Source organism: Gordonia amicalis NBRC 100051 = JCM 11271 (assembly GCF_000332995.1).
Taxonomy (GTDB): Bacteria; Actinomycetota; Actinomycetes; order Mycobacteriales; family Mycobacteriaceae; genus Gordonia; species Gordonia amicalis.
In genome coordinates this window covers 14,298-33,460 of sequence record NZ_BANS01000017.1, presented here as the reverse complement: position 1 = coordinate 33,460, position 19,163 = coordinate 14,298, and the positions used below count along the sequence as shown (strand labels likewise).

Below are 19,163 nucleotides of genomic sequence, written 5' to 3'. Positions count from 1 at the left end.
GGCCGCCGGGCGTCGTCATGATCCGCCGGTCGCCAGCATGCCCCCGTCGACGGCGAGGGTCTCGCCCGTGATCCAGGCCGATTCGTCACTGGCGAGGAACGCGACCGCGCGGGCGACGTCCTCGGGTTCGCCGATGCGCTTCATCGGATACGCCGCGGCGGCCCAGGCCTCGTTCTCGCCCGCGATCAGTCCGGAGGCGAACTTGGTGCGCACGATCGCGGGCGCGATCGCGTTCACCCGGATGTTCGGCCCCAGTTCCCACGCCAACTCCGCGGTGAGGCGGATCAGCGCCGCTTTCGACGTGCCGTAGGCCGCGATCACCCCCGTCGACCGCAGGCCGGCGACCGAGGAGATGTTGACCACCGAACCACCGGTGTCCTTCATGCCCGCCCGATACGCCTCCTGCACGAAGCCGAGGGCGGCGACGACATTGGTGTCGAAGGTCTTTCGGTAGGCGCCCAGGTCGGCGTCCATCAGCGGTCCGGCGAGAGGAGCGATGCCGGTGTTGTTGACCAGGATGTGGATTCCGCCACCCTGCTCCACAACCGCCGCGACCGCACCCGCCCGGTCGTCGGCGTCACCGGTGTTGGCCGCGAACGCGGTCACCGTCGCTGACGGCACGGCCTGGCGGATCCGGTCCGCGGCCTCGGCGAGGGGCTCCGGCTTGCGACTCGTGATGACCACCGAGGCGCCGCGGCGGGCGAGCTCGGTGGCGATGGCCTCGCCGATGCCCCGGCTGGCGCCGGTGACCAGGGCAGAACGGCCGGTGAGGTCGGACGTCTGGGGAAACGAGGACTGGGGAATCGTTGTGGATTGCGTCACGTCTGCCACCGTATCGGTCCACCGTGTCGCCGTGGGGCGACTCCGCAGCGCGGTCTGGAGCCTTGTCGTGGCAAAACCACTGGATTCGCCCCGGTAGACTGGTCCGTCGTGATCACCGCGACCGACCTGGAGGTACGAGCGGGCGCTCGGACCCTGTTGTCGGCGCCCGGCGACGCCCTCCGTATCCAGCCCGGCGACCGGATCGGCCTCGTGGGCCGCAACGGCGCCGGCAAGACCACGACCCTGCGCATCCTGGCGGGGGAGACCGAACCCTACGCCGGCACCGTCCGGCGCTCGGGTGAACTCGGCTACCTTCCCCAGGACCCCAAGGAGGGCGACCTCGAGGTCCTCGCCAAGGACCGGGTCCTGTCCGCGCGCGGACTCGACGAGATCCTGCGCGACATGGAGAAGCAGCAGGCGCGCATGGCCGAGGCCGCCGACGACAAGCTGCGCGACAAGGCCGTCGCCCGCTACGGACGTCTCGAGGAGCGCTTCGCCGCCCTCGGCGGCTACGTCGCCGAATCCGAGGCCGCCCGCATCTGCAACAGCCTGGGCCTGCCGGACCGCGTCCTGAACCAGCCGCTGCGCACACTCTCGGGTGGTCAGCGTCGCCGCATCGAGCTCGCACGCATCCTGTTCGCCGCCTCCGACGGCTCCGGGAAGTCCGACACCACCCTGCTGCTCGACGAGCCGACCAACCACCTCGACGCCGACTCGATCGCCTGGCTGCGCAGCTTCCTGATGAACCACGAGGGTGGGCTGGTCGTGATCAGCCACGACGTCGACCTGCTCGCCGACGTCGTGAACCGGGTGTGGTTCCTCGACGCCGTCCGCGGCGAGGCCGACATCTACAACATGAGCTGGAAGCGCTATCTCGACGCGCGCGCCACCGACGAACAACGCCGTCGCCGCGAACGCGCCAACGCCGAGAAGAAGGCCTCTGCACTGCGTGCGCAGGCCGCCAAGCTCGGTGCCAAGGCCACCAAGGCCACCGCCGCGCAGAACATGCTCAAGCGCGCCGAGCGCATGATCGACTCGCTCGACGAGGAGCGGGTGGCCGACCGCACCGCACGGATCCGCTTCCCGGAGCCGGCGACCTGCGGCAAGACGCCGCTGATGGCCTCGGGCCTGTCGAAGAGCTATGGCTCACTGGAGATCTTCACCGGTGTCGACCTCGCCATCGACAAGGGCAGTCGCGTCGTCGTCCTCGGACTCAACGGTGCCGGTAAGACGACGCTCCTGAAAATGCTTGCCGGCGTGGAGAAGCCGGACACCGGACAGCTCGAGCCCGGGTACGGCCTGAAGGTCGGCTACTTCGCACAGGAGCACGACACCCTCGATGACCAGGCATCGGTGTGGGAGAACATCCGCCACGCCGCACCGGACGCGGGTGAACAGGAACTGCGAGGCCTGTTGGGCGCGTTCATGTTCAGCGGGGCCCAGCTCGACCAGCCCGCCGGCACCCTGTCCGGTGGTGAGAAGACCCGCCTGACGCTGGCCGGTCTGGTGTCGTCGGCCGCCAACGTCCTGCTCCTCGACGAGCCGACCAACAACCTCGACCCGGTGTCACGCGAACAGGTGCTCGACGCCCTGCGCAGCTACACCGGGGCCGTCGTCCTCGTGACCCACGACCCCGGCGCCGCCGCCGCACTCGATCCGCAACGCGTGATCCTCCTGCCCGACGGCACCGAGGACCACTGGAGCGACGAGTATCAGGAGATCATCGAGCTCGCCTGACACTCGCCGTCCGAGCAATCAGCTTGCCGGCCAGTACTTCTTGCGTAGTTCGCCCTTGACCAGCTTGCCGGTGGGCGTGCGCGGCAGTTCGTCGACGAAGTCCACCGACCGCGGCGCCTTGTACGCGGCGATGCTGTCCTTGGTGAACGTGATGAGCTCGTCGGCGAGTTCGTCGGAGGGCTCGTGTCCCTCGGCGAGCTGCACACACGCTTTGGCCACCTCACCGAGGTCCGGATCGGGGACACCGATCACCGCGACGTCGAAGACGGCGGGATGGTTGATGAGGACGTTCTCGGCCTCCTGCGGGTAGATGTTCACGCCGCCGGAGATGATCATGAACGCCTTGCGGTCGGTCAGGTACAGGTAACCGTCGGCGTCGACGTACCCGACATCGCCTGTCGTGGACCAGTTCTCGTGTTCCGGGTGCTGGGCCTTGCGGGTCTTCTCCGGATCGTTGTGGTACTGGAAGGTCACGTCCTCGCGTTCGAAGAAGACCTGTCCGACCTCGCCGACCGGGAGCTCCTTGCCGTCCTCGTCGCAGATGTGGATGACGCCGAGCAGCGGCTTGCCCACCGAGCCGGGGTGATCGAGTGCTTCCTGCGGGCCGATGAACGTCGCGCCGGCGGCCTCGGTGGAGGCGTAGTACTCATGGATGACCGGGCCCCACCAGTCGATCATCGCCTTCTTGACCTCGACCGGGCAGGGTGCCGCGGCGTGGACCGCGATCTTGAGGCTGCTGACGTCGTAGGAGTTACGGACCTCCTCGGGCAGCTTCAGCATGCGGATGAACATCGTGGGCACCCACTGGCTGTGTGTCACCTTGTAGTTCTGGATGGCGGCCAGTGCGGCCTCGGGCTCGAAGCGGTCGAGCATGATCACAGTGCCGCCGACCGAGTTGGTGACGCCGCAATAGCGGAGCGGCGCAGCGTGATACAGCGGTGCGGGGGACAGGTAGACGGCGTTCTCGTCGAAGCCGTACATCGGCGCGAAAATCGCCGTGTAGGTGTCGGGGACCTGATCGACCTGACCGTCGGGCATCGGGGTCTTGATGCCCTTGGGGCGGCCGGTGGTTCCCGACGAGTAGAGCATGTCGGTTCCGCGCGGCTGATCCGTGCGCGGTTCGGCGGAGGCGTTGGCGAGGATCTTGTCGTAGCTGTCGAAGCCCTGGAGATCTCCACCCCAGGCGACGCGTCGGCCGGTGCCGGACAGGGCCTCGACCTCGCCGGAGCGCGACACCGCGTCGGCGACCGATGCGCCCGCGAACAGCACCTGGGCGTTGCAGTCGTTGAGGATGTAGTTGGTCTCGGCAGCGGTCAGGTGGTGGTTGACCGCCGTCACGTACAGTCCGCTGCGCAGCGCGGCCCAGTACACCTCGAACACGTGGAGATCGTTGGCGGACACGACTGCGATGTTGTCGCCGCGCTCGAGCCCCAGCGACTCCAGGTAGTTGGCGAGCCGGGTCGAGTTCTCGTCGAGTTGACGGTAGGTCAGCTGCTCGCCGGTGGCGGCTCGGATGACGGCGGGCTTGTCCGGAGTGGACTTGGCGAAGACTCCAGGGAACAAGGGTGCACTCCTCTGACGAAGGGGGACATTGACCCCGAACAACCGTTAACTAACGATCGTTCGGGGTGTCGTGTGTCACAGTACCCGAGCCCTCGCGGCCGGCATCACTCTCGGCCGTGGTTGGCGCAGAACTGCGCTCAGTGGTCGGCGAGGAACCGATCCATCGTCCGTTCGGCGAGCGCGGTGATCGTCAGGGCGGGATTCACCAGTCCGACGGCACCCGGCACGAACGAGCCGTCGACGACGTAGAGGTTGTCGTAGCCGCGGACCGCACCGTCCATCGACGCCGCCTGTCCCATCACGACGCCAACCGAGGCCGTGATACGTGCCCGCCGAACCGAATCCGACGGCGCGGGTGTAGATCGGGACGCCGTTGGCCGGCCTGCCGTAGCGTGCCTCGGTGCGCTGGTGGAACTTTCCGACGAAGGCGGCCGCCTGCCGATCGACGTCGTTGCTTCCCTCCGGATACGGATAGTTGAGCTTCGCCGTCCGGCTCGCGTGATCGAAGTCGACTGTGCCTCGTTCATCGGTGTGGGTCTGGACGAGGTGGGTGGTCCCGGCCTTGCCGAGGGGCGCCGGCAGCGGCGTCGCCTGATAGACCATCGACATCGGGGTCTCCGAGAGCCTGTCCTCGTAGATCCGCGCGTAGCCAGGTCCACCTTGGACGAGCCCGAAGTCGTCGGACGGGTTGGTGCGGATGGTGAGGAAGTCGCCGTTGGTCCCGAATCCGTTCCCGATGTGCGGGGACAGTTGCGGCAGAGTGCCTTTCGCCCGTGCCTCGACGAGCATGCGGGTGGTGTGGAACGAGCCGGCCGCCAGGAACAGATGATCGGCCTCGGCGGTCACCGTCCGGATCGTCCGACCCTGCTCGTCGCGGACCCGCGCCGTGACGACGAAACCGGCCCGGCGTGCGCGCGGCCGGATGTCGAAGACCTCGTGCATCGGCTTGATCGTGACGTTGCCGGACCGTTCGGCGGCGGCGAGGTAGGTCCGGTCGGTGGACTTCTTGGCACCGCTGTTCACGCCGTAGCTCAGCTCACCGACGATGACCGACGGGCGTTTACGGCCGGCGATCTCGGCGCGGACGATGTCCCAGTCGATCGCGAAGTCGAAGAAGTGCGGGCTCGCGCCGTAACGGGCGATGACGTTCAGCCACGACCGAGGGCCGACGTAGTTGGGGTGGCGGAGGATGTCGGCGGGAAGAGGCGAGACCCCGAGGGCCTTCTTGGCGCGCGGGTAATACACGGACAGCAGCTCGGGGTAGTTCGCCGCGGCCGGGAAGATGTGCTCGAAGTCCTGGCGCCGGGGGACCGGCGTGAACGAGCCGACCACCAGCGATCCGCCGCCCACGCCGGCGCCGTAGACGGCCTCGATCCCGTTTCCGATGACGTGTCGAGGACGCCCGGGTACGGCTGGACGGGGATAGCGGTGGCGTTGTTCGCGCCGGCCCGGTTGCCGACGAACCAGGCGGCACGCTTGTCCGGGCTCGAGAAAGAGGCGAAGGTGTTGCCGTCCGAGCGGATCGGCCAGCGGCGGCCACGCTCGAACACCGTTGTGGCGAAACCGGCTTCACCGAGTCGCAGCGCGGCGACCGAGCCGCCGAAACCGGTGCCGATGACGATCGCGGTGCGTCCGGGCGTGGCGTTCGCGGGAGTCGCGGTACTCGCGGTGGTGGCCAGCGCGGCGAGGGCTCCGGCACCTGCCACGGAGCGGAGGACGGTCCGGCGCGAGACGGCGGGGTCGGGTCTGTCCAAGTTCACGATGGAACCTTAGCTTGCACTAACTAAGGTAAGGGACACCTTACTTAGTGTGGGAGAGTGGGATGCATCACCCTGGGACTGTGCTCCGAAGACTACTCTGATCGCCGCATACACTCCGGGTGATGACCGATTCGTTCGACATCGAGGTGGACCGCGACAGCGTGGCCATGGGCGACGACGTGCAGTCCCATGCCCGCCGGATCTCGGTGATGTCCGGAACCACGCTGAGTTCTGTGCTCGCCGAGGCTGCACCCGAGATCCGTTCGCGCGGCTGGAGTTGGGTGGCCGAGGTCGACGGACGGACCGCCGCGGTCTGGTCGATCGATCGCGGCGTCGAGATGCTCGTCGAAGACGATGTGGTGATCGCGGACAATGCGCCGCGTCGGATCTTCTTCCGCTATTTCCTGCAGATCGATCCCGAGTGGCTGGACCGGCGGCTCGTCGACGGCGCAGAAGCGAATCGACGTGTGCTGGAACGTGAATACCAGCCGATCGGCGACCGGCTCCGTGAGGAGGAGGATCGGCGCCGAGAGCGGGAACTCCCGGGGCGGCTCCTGGGCGTCGAATGTTCCGCGGCGCTGCGCGGCCTCGGTGTGGAGTTCGACCTGCACAACGATCGGATGGCGCGGTTCGACGTGTTCGGGTCGTTGTGGCGGGTGCGGCGTATGGACACGATGACGGTCACCGCCCGCGGGGAGAACAGATTCTTGTCGTCCATCCGGCCGGCGGCTGTCGCCGAGGTCTGGCTGGTGGCGGCCGTAGGGCAACGGATGCGGCAGGTCCGGGGCCTGCCACCGGCCCCGGACCGGCTGTTGTCGCACCCGGATCTGTATCCGATGTCTCGGGGCGTGTTCCGGGAACCTCGCTGGTCGACGAGGGGGCACCCCACCGTCCAGCTCACCGGTGACGAGGCGGTCCACGCGTACCGGATTTCGGCGGGGCGCACGATCGCCGAGGTCGGGCAGATCCTCGACGCGCGGTGATCAGTCCTTGGCCCGCACCGATTCCTCGACGAGATCGAGGACTGCGTGCAGATCGTCGGTGGGCTGACCCGACGCCAGTCGGGTGATCAGTCCGTCGAGAACGAGATCCAGATACTTGACCAGGACGTTGGTGGGGACATCGTCGCGAAGACGACCGGCCTGACGGCCGCGCTCGAGGCGGGTGAGGGTGGCCTGCTCGAGCTCGGCCGACCGTGCCATCCACTCGGCCCGGAAGCTGTTGTCGGTGCGCAGCTTTCGCGCGATCTCGAGGCGGGTCCCGAGCCAGTCGAAATCCTCTGGCCGCGTGAGCATGTCACGCATGACCTGCACGAGACCCTCTTCGGCGGCGACATCCGCCATACGTTCGGCGTCCTCGTGCGCGAGCGCGAGGAACAGCGCCTCTTTGTCCCGGTAGTGGTGGAAGATCGCGCCGCGGGACAGACCCGTGGACTCCTCGATCCGCTTGACGGTCGCACCGTCGTATCCGTACTCCGCGAAGCAATGCCGCGCGCCGTCGAGAATCTCCCGACGACGCGCGGCAAGGCGGTCATCACTGACCTTGGGCACGTCGCGTGCTCCTGTCAGCTCTTGATCATGTTCCGCAGCACGTACTGCAGGATGCCTCCGTTGCGGTAGTAATCGGCTTCACCGGGGGTGTCGATGCGCACCTTGGCATCGAACTCCACCTTCGAGCCGTCCTCCTTGGTGGCGGTGACGTGCACGGTCTTCGGGGTCTTGCCCTCGTTGAGCTCCTCGATACCGGTGATGTCGAAGGTCTCGGTGCCGTCGAGGCGCAGCGACTTGTGCGACTCACCCTCGGGGAACTGCAGCGGGATGACGCCCATACCGATCAGGTTCGAGCGGTGGATGCGCTCGAAGCTCTCGGTGATGACCGCCTTGACGCCCAGCAGGCTGGTGCCCTTGGCCGCCCAGTCACGCGACGACCCGGTGCCGTACTCCTTGCCGCCGAGCACGACGAGCGGGATGTTCTGCTCGGCGTAGTTCTGCGCGGCGTCGTAGATGAACGACTGCGGTGCACCCTCCTGGGTGAAGTCGCGGGTGTAGCCACCGGACACACCGTCGAGCAGCTGGTTCTGCAGGCGGATGTTGCCGAAGGTCGAACGGATCATCACCTCGTGGTTGCCACGACGGGCGCCCAGCGAGTTGTAGTCCTTGCGTGCCACACCGTTGGCGTCGAGGTACTGCGCGGCGGGGGTGCCGGGTTTGATCGTCGACGCGGGGGAGATGTGGTCGGTGGTCACCGAGTCGCCGAGCTTCGCGAGCACGCGAGCGCCCTTGATGTCGGAGACGGGTGCCGGCTCGAGCTGCATGCCCTCGAAGTACGGAGGCTTCCGCACATAGGTCGACTTCTCGTCCCACTCGAAGGTCTTGCCCGACGGCGTGGGCAGGTTCTGCCAGCGCTCGTCGCCCTTGAAGACGTCGGCGTAGTCGGCGGCGTACTGCTCCGGCGAGATCGACGACGCGATGGTCGCCTCGATCTCCTCGTTGGTCGGCCAGATGTCCTTGAGGAAGACGTCGTTACCGTCGGTGTCCTTGCCCAGCGGGTCGGACTCGAAGTCGAAGTCCATGGTGCCGGCCAGGGCGTAGGCGATGACCAGCGGCGGCGAGGCCAGGTAGTTCATCTTCACGTCGGGGTTGATGCGACCCTCGAAGTTGCGGTTGCCCGAGAGCACCGCGGTGGCGGTCAGGTCGTTGTCGTTGATCGCCTTCGAGATCTCCTCGGGCAGCGGGCCCGAGTTGCCGATGCAGGTGGTGCAGCCGTAGCCGACCAGGTAGAAGCCCAGCTTCTCCAGGTAGGGCCACAGGCCGGCCTTCTCGTAGTAACCGGTGACGACCTGCGAGCCCGGAGCCATCGAGGTCTTCACCCACGGCTTGGAGGTCAGGCCCTTCTCGACCGCCTTCTTGGCGAGCAGCGCCGCGCCGAGCATGACCGACGGGTTGGAGGTGTTGGTGCAGCTGGTGATCGACGCGATGGTCACGATGCCGTGGTCGAGGATCATCGAGCCGCGCTCTTCGGAGTCCACGCGCACCGGCTTCGTCGGACGGCCCTCGGCGCCGTTGGCGGCCGAGTGCAGCGGTTCCGCGTCATCGTCGGCGAAGGTCAGCGTGGCCGGGTCGGAGGCCGGGAAGGTCTCCTCGACGGCCTCGTCGAGCTTGGTGTGAGCCGGGCTGTTGCCGTTCTCGACGTAGTTGTGGATGTCCTTGCGGAAGGCGTTCTTGGCGTCCCACAGCTCGATGCGGTCCTGCGGACGCTTCGGGCCGGCGATCGACGGGACGACGTCGGCGAGATCGAGCTCGAGGTACTCCGAGTACACGGCCTCCTCGGCGTCCTTCTCGAGCCACATGCCCTGTTCCTTGGCGTACGCCTCGACGAGGGCGAGCGTCTCTTCGCTGCGGCCGGTGAGGCGCAGGTACTTCACGGTCTCCTCGTCGATGGGGAACATCGCACACGTCGAACCGAACTCGGGGCTCATGTTGCCGATCGTGGCGCGGTTGGCCAGCGGCACCTCGGCGACACCGTTGCCGTAGAACTCGACGAACTTGCCGACCACACCGTGCTTGCGCAGCATCTCGGTGATGGTGAGGACCACGTCGGTGGCGGTCACGCCGGGCTTGGTGGCACCGGTCAGCTTGAAGCCGACGACACGCGGGATGAGCATCGAGACCGGCTGGCCGAGCATCGCGGCCTCTGCCTCGATGCCGCCGACGCCCCAGCCCAGGACGCCGAGGCCGTTCTCCATCGTGGTGTGCGAGTCGGTGCCGATGCAGGTGTCGGGGTAGGCGACGCCGTCACGGACCATGACCGAGCGCGCGAGGTGCTCGATGTTGACCTGGTGGACGATGCCGGTGCCCGGCGGGACGACGCGGAAGTCGTCGAAGGCGCCCTGGCCCCAGCGGAGGAACTTGTATCGCTCTTCGTTGCGCTGGTACTCGATCTCGACGTTGCGCTCGAAGGCCTGGGCGTTGCCGAAGGCCTCGATGATCACGGAGTGGTCGATGACCATCTCGGCGGGCGCGAGCGGGTTGACCTTGTTCGGGTCGCCGCCGAGCTCCTTGACGGCGTCGCGCATCGTGGTGAGGTCGACGATGCAGGGCACGCCGGTGAAGTCCTGCATGATCACGCGGGCCGGCGTGAACTGGATCTCGACGCTGGGCTCGGCGTTCGGATCCCAGTTGGCCAGGGCCTCGATGTGCTCGGCGGTGATGTTCGCGCCGTCCTCGGTACGAAGGAGGTTCTCGGTCAGCACTTTGAGGGCGTAGGGGAGCTTCTCGGCGCCCTTGACGGCATTCAGGCGGTAGATCTCGTAGCTGTTGTCGCCGACGTCCAGCGTGCCGCGGGCGCCGAAGGAATTGATACTCACTTCTAAATCCACTCTCCTCGTGTGCCGACGGGCCGCGTCGGCGATGCTCGATGAATTGTTGAACCCGGCGGGCTGCACCGGTGCCATCGGGTGTCCGCGAGACGACCCGCGACAACTTCGTCCAGCCTAACAGTACGAGCGTACTGTCCCAGCGGGGTGGCGACGACACGCCGTCGAGGCCGCACGCGTAGGCGAATACCCGGACGACTCCATTGTGTCGTACGGTGCAGGGCGAAGTCCGGTGAGCGTCCGCTTTGCTCGCCGCGGGGGTTACCGACAGACAGGGGTGAGGCCGTATGGGTCCCGAGCCGACGATGCTGATGCTGGCCGCTCCCGCGGAGAACAGCGAACTCACCGGGCTGGTCGGGGTCGACATGGCCGAGCTCTCGCGCGACATCGCCGACGACGGGGTGGCCGGCGCCACTCCCGAGCAGGTACCCGGGATGCTCGAGGTGATCGAGTACGCCAAGTCCAAGGGCCAGGACTTCAGCTTCGTGGTCGTCGACCAGGTGCAGCCGCGCTTCAGCCTCTACCGCGACATCGCCAACCAGCTCCAGGAGCAGGTCGGCGGCACCGTGATCGTGCTCGGCCCCAACTCTGTCGGCAGCTCCTCGCCGGAGTTCAGCCGGGTGATCCAGGAGGAGGCGACTCAGAATCTCGCCCTCACCGATCCGCCCGGGGCTGCGCGACAGATGGTCGACTCGATGACCGGTTCGCACGTCGACTGGACCGTCGTCGGACTCGTCCTCATCCTCGTCGTCGTGCTCGGTGCGGCGGGTGCGCGATTCCGCGCCCGACGTGCCCGCGCAGCGGCGGCGGGAGGACCCCTCGGTCCGGTGAACCCGACCGGTGCGCAAGCGTCGTCGTCCGGCGACTCGGACGCGTCTCGCGACGGGGCGACCGTCGACTCCTCGACGTCTTCCTGACGCCCGCCCTTCACTTTCGCCTGCGTCACTGACGACCGCTCGTCGCGGTCCGGCGGCGCCGGTGTCGTGGTGCTCGCGTCCGAATCGGTTCGTCCACCGGTTTGTTGCGAATTCGAGACCTGAGCTGCACTGGTGAACTATCTGCAGTTCACAGCATTTTCCCAGGTAATCACGTCTTTGTAATTCATTTCGTAAGGTTTTCTCGTGTGGTTGATGTGACGTACGGTTCTGATGTCGCATGTGTGACCTGTGTTCCCTATAGGGGCATCTGCGACCCATGTGCAGTGTGTGGTCGGGGCACAGTGGCCGTTCGATCAACATCCGGGATCGGGCACGTCCCCGGAAGAACCGCGAGGAGTTCAGGTGAGGCGAGGAAGAACAGGTGCGTCCTGGCCGGCGCGCGTCACGGCGGCCATGGCTGCCGTTCTCATCTGTGCGGTCGGCGCCGGTCATGCGGTCGCCACCCCGAAGAAGGCGCCCGAGTCGCCGGTGTCCGGGCTGATCAACGAGATCGCGTCGGTCAACCAGGACATCGTCGACCTCGACCAGGCCCTGGCGATGCGGCAGGAGAACGTCAACCGCGCGATCGTCGACTTCCAGAACTCACTCGCCCAGCGGCGACTGGCCACGGTCGCCGCGCGCGGTGCGCGCACCGAACTCGACCGGGCCGGCCAGGCCGTCGTCGAGGCGCAGAAGGCCTTCGACGGCTTCGTCCGCCTCGCCTACCAGCAGGGCGCCGAGCAGGGTTCGATGTCCAACTACGTGGCCTCCCCGGACCCGCAGGCCGTCCTGGACCGGATGAAGCTGCTCGACCAGGTCGGCAAGAAGCAGCAGGAGACCATCCGTCGACTGCAGGTCGCCCGCAACCAGAAGGCCAATCGCCTCGCCGCGGTCGAGGCGACCCGCCGGCAGGCGTCGTTCGCCGCGAAGAGCGCCGAACAGCGAAAGCGCGACGCACTGACCGCGGTCGCCGAGGCCCGGACCGCCATCACCGATCAGCAGCAGCGCAAGGCGACCCTGATCGCCAAGCGGGACCGCGTGCAGAAGAAGATCGACTCGATCCGCGGCTACGTCCCGAAGAAGAACGCCGCCGGGCCGTCCACCCGTGAACTGCTGTCCGACCTCTTCCCGTCGGCCCCGGCCGCCCTCCCGGATCTGCCGACCACCAACGTCTCCGACAACGAGCTGCTCGCGATCGCCGCGCGTGCCGCCGCGAAGATCGCGGTCGACGTGGGTTCGGCGGCTCTCGGCATCGGTCTCGACATGGGTTCGCAGATGCTCTCGGGCATCATCGGGGAGCAGCGCCTCCCGCAGTCCGAACTCCTCAACGAGCTCGGCCTCGGCGGCGTGGACCTCACCGGCAGCAGCGGCAACGACAGCCTGAGCTCACGGCTGGGTTCGGGGAGCCTGGGCTCCCTGTTCGGCGGTTCCGGTGGCGGCGGCGGCGGATCGGGCGGCATGGTGCGCCCGGGTCTGCGCGGCCCGCAGGCGGTGGAGATCGTCGTCAACCGTGCTCTGTCGCAGCTGGGCGTCACCTACGCCTGGGGTGGTGGCGACGCCAACGGTCCGACGCAGGGCATCCGCGACGGCGGTGTCGCCGACAGCTACGGCGACTACCGCAAGGTCGGTTTCGACTGCTCGGGCCTGATGATGTACGCCTTCGGCGGCGTGGGCATCGAACTGCCGCACTACACGGGCTACCAGTACACCTCGGGTCCGCACTTCCCGCTCTCGCAGATGCGTCGCGGCGACATGATCTTCTACGGTCCCAACGCGAGTCAGCACGTCGCGCTCTACCTGGGCGACAACAAGATGGTCGAGGCCCCGCAGTCCGGTTCCGTCGTGAAGGTGTCGCCGCTGCGCACCAACGGCGCGATGCCGAACGTGGTCCGCCTGCTCTGAATGCGTCTGACCGACGAGCCGTGGATCTTCTTGGCAGCTTTTCAGTTCGCACGGCTAGGCTGGCACAAACACGCGGGAGTGCCTTCGGTCCCGACGTGTCCTCACCAGCGAGCAGCAGAGTTCAGATGAACAGGAGCACGGGTTGACCGAATCGCACTCCCTCGACAAGGCGGCCACGGGGGACCCGGCCGCGGCAGGCGCCGATTCGTCGGTGCTCAGCGACGCCGACGTCGCCCTGCTCGAGCGGGCCATCTACGAGGTCAAGCGCGTCATCGTCGGTCAGGACCAGCTCGTCGAGCGAATCCTCGTGGGTCTGCTCGCCCGCGGCCACATCCTCCTCGAAGGTGTTCCCGGCGTCGCCAAGACGCTCGCGGTCGAGACCTTCGCCAAGGTCGTCGGCGGGTCCTTCTCCCGGGTGCAGTTCACCCCCGACCTGGTGCCGACCGACCTCATCGGTACGCGGATCTACCGCCAGGGCCGCGAGGAGTTCGACACCGAGCTCGGTCCGGTGGTCGCGAACTTCCTCCTCGCCGACGAGATCAACCGCGCGCCCGCCAAGGTGCAGTCCGCGCTGCTCGAGGTCATGGCCGAACGGCACGTGTCGATCGGCGGCAAGACCTATCCGATGCCCGACCCGTTCCTCGTGATGGCGACGCAGAACCCCATCGAGAACGAGGGTGTCTACCCCCTGCCGGAGGCACAGCGCGACCGCTTCCTGTTCAAGGTGCTCGTCGACTACCCGTCGGTGGAGGAGGAGCGCGAGATCGTCTACCGGATGGGCAATGTCCCGCCGATGGCCTCGCAGGTCCTCGACCCCGCCGCGATGCTGCGGCTGCAGAAGACCGCCGCCAACGTCTTCGTCCACCACGCGCTCGTCGACTACGTCGTCCGCGTCATCAACGCGACGCGCCGCCCGGCCGAGCTCGGTCTCAGCGACGTCGCATCGTGGCTGTCCTACGGCGCCTCGCCCCGCGCGACCCTGGGTATCGTCGCCGCCGCTCGCGCGCTCGCGTTGGTCCGCGGCCGCGACTACGTCATCCCGCAGGACATCGTCGAGATCATGCCCGACGTCCTCCGTCACCGTCTGGTGTTGTCATACGACGCCCTGGCCGACGAGATCGACGCCGACCAGGTCATCACCCGGGTCTTGCAGACCGTGGGACTCCCGCAGGTCGGCGCGCAGCCGGTGGCGCAGAACTCCTACCAGTCGGGTCCGGGTCCGCAGGGCCACGCCGCCGGCGTGCCGCAGGGAGCCCCGCAGGGTGCCAACGGCTATGCCGCGCAACAGGTTCCGCAGGGTTCCGGTCCGGTGAACCCGAATTCGCGGTATGGCGGCTAATCGGGACCTGCCGAGCCTCGGTGCCGGGTTGCTCGAGGAGCCCCAGCTCACCGCGGCTCTGAAGATGTTGGAGCTCACGGTTCGCCGCAAGCTCGACGGTGTGCTGCAGGGCGAGCACCTCGGACTCATCCCCGGACCGGGTTCGGAGCCGGGAGAGGCGCGCGCCTACCAGCCGGGGGACGACGTCCGTCGCATGGAGTGGTCGGTCACCGCGCGGACCACCCAACCGCACGTGCGCCAGATGATCGCCGACCGCGAGCTCGAGACCTGGCTCGTGGTCGACGCGTCGGCGAGCCTCGACTTCGGCACCGTCGGCTGCACCAAACGAGACCTCGCGGTGGCCGCGGCAGCCGCGATCGTGCACCTGACCACCGGCGGCGGTAACCGTCACGGCGCCCTCGTCGTGACCGGCGACGACCTCGTGCGGGTACCGGCGCGGGCCGGTCGCGCCCATGCACAGAACCTGCTCAAGGCGATCGCGACGACGCATCGGAGTGCTCCCGGTGTCCGCGGAGACCTCAAGGCCGGCATCGAGGCCCTGCGGCGACCGCAGCGCCGTCGGGGTCTCGCGGTCGTGATCAGCGACTTCCTCGGGCCGATCGACTGGGAACGATCACTGCGCGCGATCGGCGCTCACCACGAGCTGCTCGCGGTCGAGGTCCTCGACCCGCGTGACCTCGAACTGCCGCCGATCGGCGAGGTCACCCTCGCCGACGCCGAATCAGGGGAGATCCACGACGTGACGGTCACCGAGGACCTCCGACGCGACTTCGCCGCGGCCGCGCGCGCGCATCAGCAGCGCGTGCACCGGACGCTGCGCAGCTGCGGTGGCGCCACGCTGACGCTGCGCACCGACCGCGAGTGGATCGCCGACACCGTGAAGTTCATCGCCCAGCGACGTCGCGGCCTCGCCGCCGGGGTGGGGTAGACCATGCTGTCCAGTCCCTGGTGGTTGTTGCTGCTGCTCGTCGTGGCGCTACTCGGCGCCGCGTACGTGTACATGCTGCGTCGTCGTCGGCAGCGGGCGCTGACCTTCGCGAACCTCGATCTCCTGAAATCCGTCGCCCCCGCCGACCGCAACCGGTTCCGCCATGTGCCGATCGCGCTGCTGATCATCTCGCTGATCCTGCTGACGGTCGCGCTGTCGGGTCCGCAGGCCGACCGCAAGGTCCCGCGCAACAAGGCGACGGTGATCCTCGTGATGGACGTGTCCCGGTCGATGAACGCGACCGACGTGGCGCCGTCGCGCATCCGGGCCGCCCAGCAGTCGGCGAAGAAGTTCGCCGACGAATTGACCGAGGGCATCAACCTCGGGCTGATCTCCTTCGCCGGGACCGCGGCGAGTCTGGTGTCGCCGACCCCCGACCACAACGCGACCAAGGTCGCCGTCGACAAACTGAGACTCGACGACAAGACGGCGACCGGCGAGGGCATTTTCGCGGCACTGCAGCAGATCAGCACGCTCAACGCCGTCCTCGGCGGTGGTGAGGCGGCCCCGCCGGCGCGGATCGTGCTCCTGTCGGACGGCAAGGAGACCGTGCCCGACGATCCCGACGACCCCCGCGGCGGCTTCACCGCGGCCCGCAAGGCCAAGGAGGAGAAGATCCCGGTCTCCACCATCTCCTTCGGAACCCGGACGGGCACCGTCGAACTAGAGGGCGACCGGGTGCCGGTCCCCGTCGACGACGATTCGCTCCGCAAGATCGCGAACCTGTCCGGCGGCGACTTCTTCACCGCGACGAGCCTCGACGAGCTCAACAAGGTGTACGAGAAACTGCAGAACGAGATCGGCTACGAGACCCGGCGGGGGGACAATTCGAAGCCATGGCTCATCGCAGGTACGTTGTTCGCGCTGGTCTCGGCGTTCGCAGCCCTGGCGATCAATCGCCGGCTGCCCTGACCCGAACCCGCTGGTCCGACCCACTGGCGTGCCACATCCGCCGACCACCGCGACGCCGCCCCCAACAGAACGGATAGGTTAGACACCCATGACGGCATCCAGCAGCGAAGCGCAGAATCCTTCCCGGTCGGTCCTGGTCACCGGCGGCAACCGCGGGATCGGCCTGGCCGTGGCCCAGCGGCTGGCCGCCGACGGCCACAAGGTCGCGGTCACCCACCGCGGCTCGGGTGCGCCCGAGGGGCTGTTCGGCGTGAAGTGCGATGTGACCGACTCGGAGTCCGTCGACGCGGCCTTCGCCGAGGTCGAGGCCCACCAGGGGCCGGTGGAGGTCCTCGTCGCCAACGCGGGGATCACCGACAACATGCTGCTCATGCGCCTGTCCGAGGAGTCCTTCGAGAAGGTCATCGACGCCAACCTCACCGGCGCCTTCCGTTGTGCGAAGCGCGCCACCAAGGGGATGCAGCGTGCCAAGTGGGGTCGGATGATCTTCCTCGGCTCGGTCGTCGCGATGTCGGGCATCCCCGGCCAGGTCAACTACGCGGCGTCCAAGGCGGGCCTGATCGGCATGGCACGTTCGATCGCCCGCGAGATCGGGTCCCGCAACATCACCTCCAACGTCGTCGCACCGGGGTTCATCGAGACCGACATGACCGCGGCGATGGAGGATCGCTACATCGAGATGGCCAAGCAGGCCATCCCGCTGGGCCGTACGGGCAAGCCCGAAGACGTCGCCGCCGCCATCAGCTTCCTGGCCTCCGACGAGGGCGGCTACATCTCCGGCGCGGTCATCCCGGTCGACGGCGGCATGGGCATGGGCCACTGACCCACCGGGTCAGACCCGCCACCGGCCACACCACATCTCAATCAACGTCGATCTCAGGAGCACATCTTCGTGAGCGGAATCCTGGACGGGAAGACCGTCCTCATCACGGGCATCATCACCGATGCGTCGATCGCCTTCCACGCGGCCGCCATGGCGCAGGAGCAGGGCGCGACGGTGATCATCACCGGCATCCCCGAGCGGCTACGGCTGATCGACCGGATCGCGAAGCGGCTGCCCAAGGAGGTCCCGCCGGCCATCGGCCTCGACGTGACCAACGAGGAAGACCTCGAGGCGCTCGCCGGCAAGATCCGCGAGATCGCCCCGCAGGGCGTCGACGGAGTCATGCACTCGATCGCGTTCGCGCCGCGCACCCTGATGGGTCCGGACGCCAAGCCGTTCCTCGAGGGACCCGGTCCCGACGCCGCGAAGGCCTTCGAGATCTCGGCCTGGAGCTACGCGTCGCTGGCCCGCGCCGTGCTGCCCGTCATGAACGAGGGCGGCTCCATCGTCGGTATGGACTTCGATCCGCGCACCGCCATGCCGTTCTACAACTGGATGGGCGTCGCGAAGGCCGCCCTCGAGTCGGTGAACCGCTACGTGGCGCGAGAGGTGGGCAACGCCAAGAACATTCGCTCCAACCTGGTCGCCGCCGGACCCATCAAGACCCTCGCGGCCAAGGCCATCGCCGGCACCGCGACCGACGACGCCAAGCCGCTCAACATGCTCAACGAGTACTGGGACGGTGCCTCGCCGATCGGCTGGGACGTCGACGATCCGACCGTGGTCGCGAAGTCGGTCTGTGCGTTGCTGAGCGACTGGCTGCCGGGCACGACCGGCTCCATCGTCTATGTCGACGGCGGCGCCAGCCACAACACCTGGTTCCCGGAGGGCATGACCTCCGGGTCGTGAGCCTGGGGAGACACGCAGTGGAGACCGCTTTCGATTCCGTCCTGTTCCTGTCCTTCGGTGGCCCCGAGGGGCCCGACGAGGTGATGCCCTTCCTGGAGAACGTGACCAGGGGCCGGGGGATACCACGGGAGCGACTGGAGTCGGTCGCCGAGCACTACCTGCACTTCGGTGGGGTGTCGCCGATCAACCGGCTCAACCTGGACATGATCGACGGCCTGCGCGCCGAACTGGCACGCCGCGGTCTCGACCTGCCGGTCTACTTCGGCAACCGCAACTGGCATCCGATGGCCGAGGACACCCTCGCCGAGATGTACCGGGCCGGGCATCGCCGGATCCTCGTCTTCCCGACGTCCGCATGGGGCGGCTACTCGGGATGCCGTCAGTACCACGAGGACATCGACCGCGCGCTGACGGCGCTCGCCGAACGCGAACCCGCGAGCACCACACGCGAGGGCGCTGTGGTGCTGCGCAAGCTGCCGCAGTACTGGTCGCATCCCGCATTCACCGCAGCCGGTGCAGATGCCGTTCGTCGGGGGATCGAGGCGCTCGGTGAGTCCGCCGACCCGGTGCGCCTGGTCTTCACCGCGCACTCCGTCCCGAACTCGGCCGACGCCGCCTCCGGGCCGGCCGCCGAGGGTGGCGGTCTGTACTCCCGCCAGGTGCTGGCGGCGTCGCGGGCCGTCGCCGACGCGCTCGGCGTCGACGACTTCGACCAGGTCTGGCAGTCGCGGTCGGGACCCCCGCAGATCCCGTGGCTCGAACCGGACATCTGTGACCACCTGGAAGATCTTGCGGCACAGGGCGTCCGACGGGTCGTGGTCTATCCCGTCGGATTCATCTCCGATCACCTCGAGGTGATCTGGGACCTCGACAACGAGGCCGCCGAGACGGCTCAACGACTCGGCATGCAGTACGTCCGCGCCGACACCGTCGGTACGGACCCGCGGTTCGTCGAGATGATCGGCGAACTCGTGGAGAACTACGCCACCGGCGGTGGCGACCTGGCCGCCATGGGCTGCGGCGACAACGGCCGGGTGTGCCGGGACCGGTGCTGCGTGCCTGCCGCGCGCCCATCGCGGCGGCCGACCACCTCGTCCGGCGGGCAATAACCGGGAC

General features: G+C 67.9%; 14 protein-coding genes and 1 pseudogene. 10 read left to right on the top strand and 5 right to left on the bottom strand.

Features of this window, described 5'->3' with window-relative positions; all coding sequences use genetic code 11:
* Window positions 1-15: 15 nt before the first annotated feature.
* On the bottom strand, window positions 16-831 hold the full coding sequence (locus GOAMI_RS09375) for an SDR family oxidoreductase (protein ID WP_040004714.1): 816 nt from the start codon (window positions 829-831) through the stop codon (window positions 16-18).
* A gap of 99 nt (window positions 832-930) precedes the next feature.
* Between GOAMI_RS09375 and GOAMI_RS09370 the strand changes: the two genes are divergently transcribed.
* Window positions 931-2,559: an ABC-F family ATP-binding cassette domain-containing protein gene (locus GOAMI_RS09370; protein ID WP_006436247.1), complete on the top strand. Its 1,629-nt coding sequence runs from the start codon at window positions 931-933 to the stop codon at window positions 2,557-2,559.
* A gap of 18 nt (window positions 2,560-2,577) precedes the next feature.
* Here the strand turns inward: GOAMI_RS09370 and GOAMI_RS09365 are convergent, their stop codons facing one another.
* Both GOAMI_RS09365 and GOAMI_RS09360 read right to left on the bottom strand, forming a co-directional pair.
* A complete protein-coding gene (locus GOAMI_RS09365) occupies window positions 2,578-4,122 on the bottom strand; it encodes an AMP-binding protein (RefSeq protein ID WP_006436246.1) in 1,545 nt (514 codons plus the stop codon).
* A 137-nt stretch (window positions 4,123-4,259) separates the two neighbouring features.
* Window positions 4,260-5,882 (bottom strand): annotated as a pseudogene (locus tag GOAMI_RS09360) (GMC oxidoreductase).
* Between the two features lie 122 nt (window positions 5,883-6,004).
* Here GOAMI_RS09360 and GOAMI_RS09355 point away from each other — a divergent pair.
* Window positions 6,005-6,865 (top strand): hypothetical protein, encoded by an 861-nt coding sequence (locus tag GOAMI_RS09355; protein ID WP_006436244.1) that lies wholly within the window; start codon window positions 6,005-6,007, stop codon window positions 6,863-6,865.
* Here the strand turns inward: GOAMI_RS09355 and GOAMI_RS09350 are convergent, their stop codons facing one another.
* Both GOAMI_RS09350 and GOAMI_RS09345 read right to left on the bottom strand, forming a co-directional pair.
* Window positions 6,866-7,432, bottom strand: a complete 567-nt coding sequence (locus GOAMI_RS09350; RefSeq protein ID WP_006436243.1) for a TetR/AcrR family transcriptional regulator — start codon at window positions 7,430-7,432, stop codon at window positions 6,866-6,868.
* 14 nt (window positions 7,433-7,446) lie between these two features.
* Complete coding sequence (locus GOAMI_RS09345) at window positions 7,447-10,248, bottom strand: aconitate hydratase (RefSeq protein ID WP_006436242.1); 2,802 nt, start codon at window positions 10,246-10,248, stop codon at window positions 7,447-7,449.
* A 296-nt stretch (window positions 10,249-10,544) separates the two neighbouring features.
* On the opposite strand from GOAMI_RS09345, the gene GOAMI_RS09340 reads away from it, so the two are divergent.
* The 8 genes from GOAMI_RS09340 (at window position 10,545) to GOAMI_RS09305 (ending at window position 19,156) form a co-directional block, all read left to right on the top strand.
* Window positions 10,545-11,174, top strand: coding sequence for an Rv1476 family membrane protein (locus GOAMI_RS09340; protein ID WP_006436241.1), 630 nt, complete (start codon window positions 10,545-10,547; stop codon window positions 11,172-11,174).
* Window positions 11,175-11,537: 363 nt separating this feature from the next.
* Complete coding sequence (locus GOAMI_RS09335; protein ID WP_040004713.1) at window positions 11,538-13,076, top strand: NlpC/P60 family protein; 1,539 nt, start codon at window positions 11,538-11,540, stop codon at window positions 13,074-13,076.
* A 142-nt stretch (window positions 13,077-13,218) separates the two neighbouring features.
* On the top strand, window positions 13,219-14,415 hold the full coding sequence (locus GOAMI_RS09330; RefSeq protein WP_006436239.1) for an AAA family ATPase: 1,197 nt from the start codon (window positions 13,219-13,221) through the stop codon (window positions 14,413-14,415).
* Complete coding sequence (locus GOAMI_RS09325; protein ID WP_006436238.1) at window positions 14,405-15,343, top strand: DUF58 domain-containing protein; 939 nt, start codon at window positions 14,405-14,407, stop codon at window positions 15,341-15,343. The genes GOAMI_RS09330 and GOAMI_RS09325 overlap by 11 nt, the downstream gene beginning before the upstream one ends.
* 3 nt (window positions 15,344-15,346) lie before the next feature.
* Window positions 15,347-16,315, top strand: a complete 969-nt coding sequence (locus GOAMI_RS09320) for a VWA domain-containing protein (protein ID WP_006436237.1) — start codon at window positions 15,347-15,349, stop codon at window positions 16,313-16,315.
* 88 nt (window positions 16,316-16,403) lie between these two features.
* Complete coding sequence (gene fabG1 / locus GOAMI_RS09315) at window positions 16,404-17,138, top strand: 3-oxoacyl-ACP reductase FabG1 (protein ID WP_006436236.1); 735 nt, start codon at window positions 16,404-16,406, stop codon at window positions 17,136-17,138.
* A gap of 69 nt (window positions 17,139-17,207) precedes the next feature.
* The gene (gene inhA / locus GOAMI_RS09310; protein WP_006436235.1) at window positions 17,208-18,047 is read left to right on the top strand and encodes an NADH-dependent enoyl-ACP reductase InhA; all 840 of its coding nucleotides are present in this window, start codon (window positions 17,208-17,210) and stop codon (window positions 18,045-18,047) included.
* 17 nt (window positions 18,048-18,064) lie between these two features.
* Window positions 18,065-19,156, top strand: coding sequence for a ferrochelatase (locus GOAMI_RS09305; protein ID WP_006436234.1), 1,092 nt, complete (start codon window positions 18,065-18,067; stop codon window positions 19,154-19,156).
* The last annotated feature ends 7 nt before the right edge of the window (window positions 19,157-19,163 follow it).

What these genes read in the sequence shown, in the direction of transcription:
- GOAMI_RS09355 (WP_006436244.1), top strand. Translation starts at nt 6,005, where the DNA reads ATGACCGATTCGTTCGACATCGAGGTGGACCGCGACAGCGTGGCCATG.
- GOAMI_RS09340 (WP_006436241.1), top strand. Translation starts at nt 10,545, where the DNA reads ATGGGTCCCGAGCCGACGATGCTGATGCTGGCCGCTCCCGCGGAGAAC.
- GOAMI_RS09325 (WP_006436238.1), top strand. Translation starts at nt 14,405, where the DNA reads ATGGCGGCTAATCGGGACCTGCCGAGCCTCGGTGCCGGGTTGCTCGAG.
- GOAMI_RS09320 (WP_006436237.1), top strand. Translation starts at nt 15,347, where the DNA reads ATGCTGTCCAGTCCCTGGTGGTTGTTGCTGCTGCTCGTCGTGGCGCTA.
- fabG1 (WP_006436236.1), top strand. Translation starts at nt 16,404, where the DNA reads ATGACGGCATCCAGCAGCGAAGCGCAGAATCCTTCCCGGTCGGTCCTG.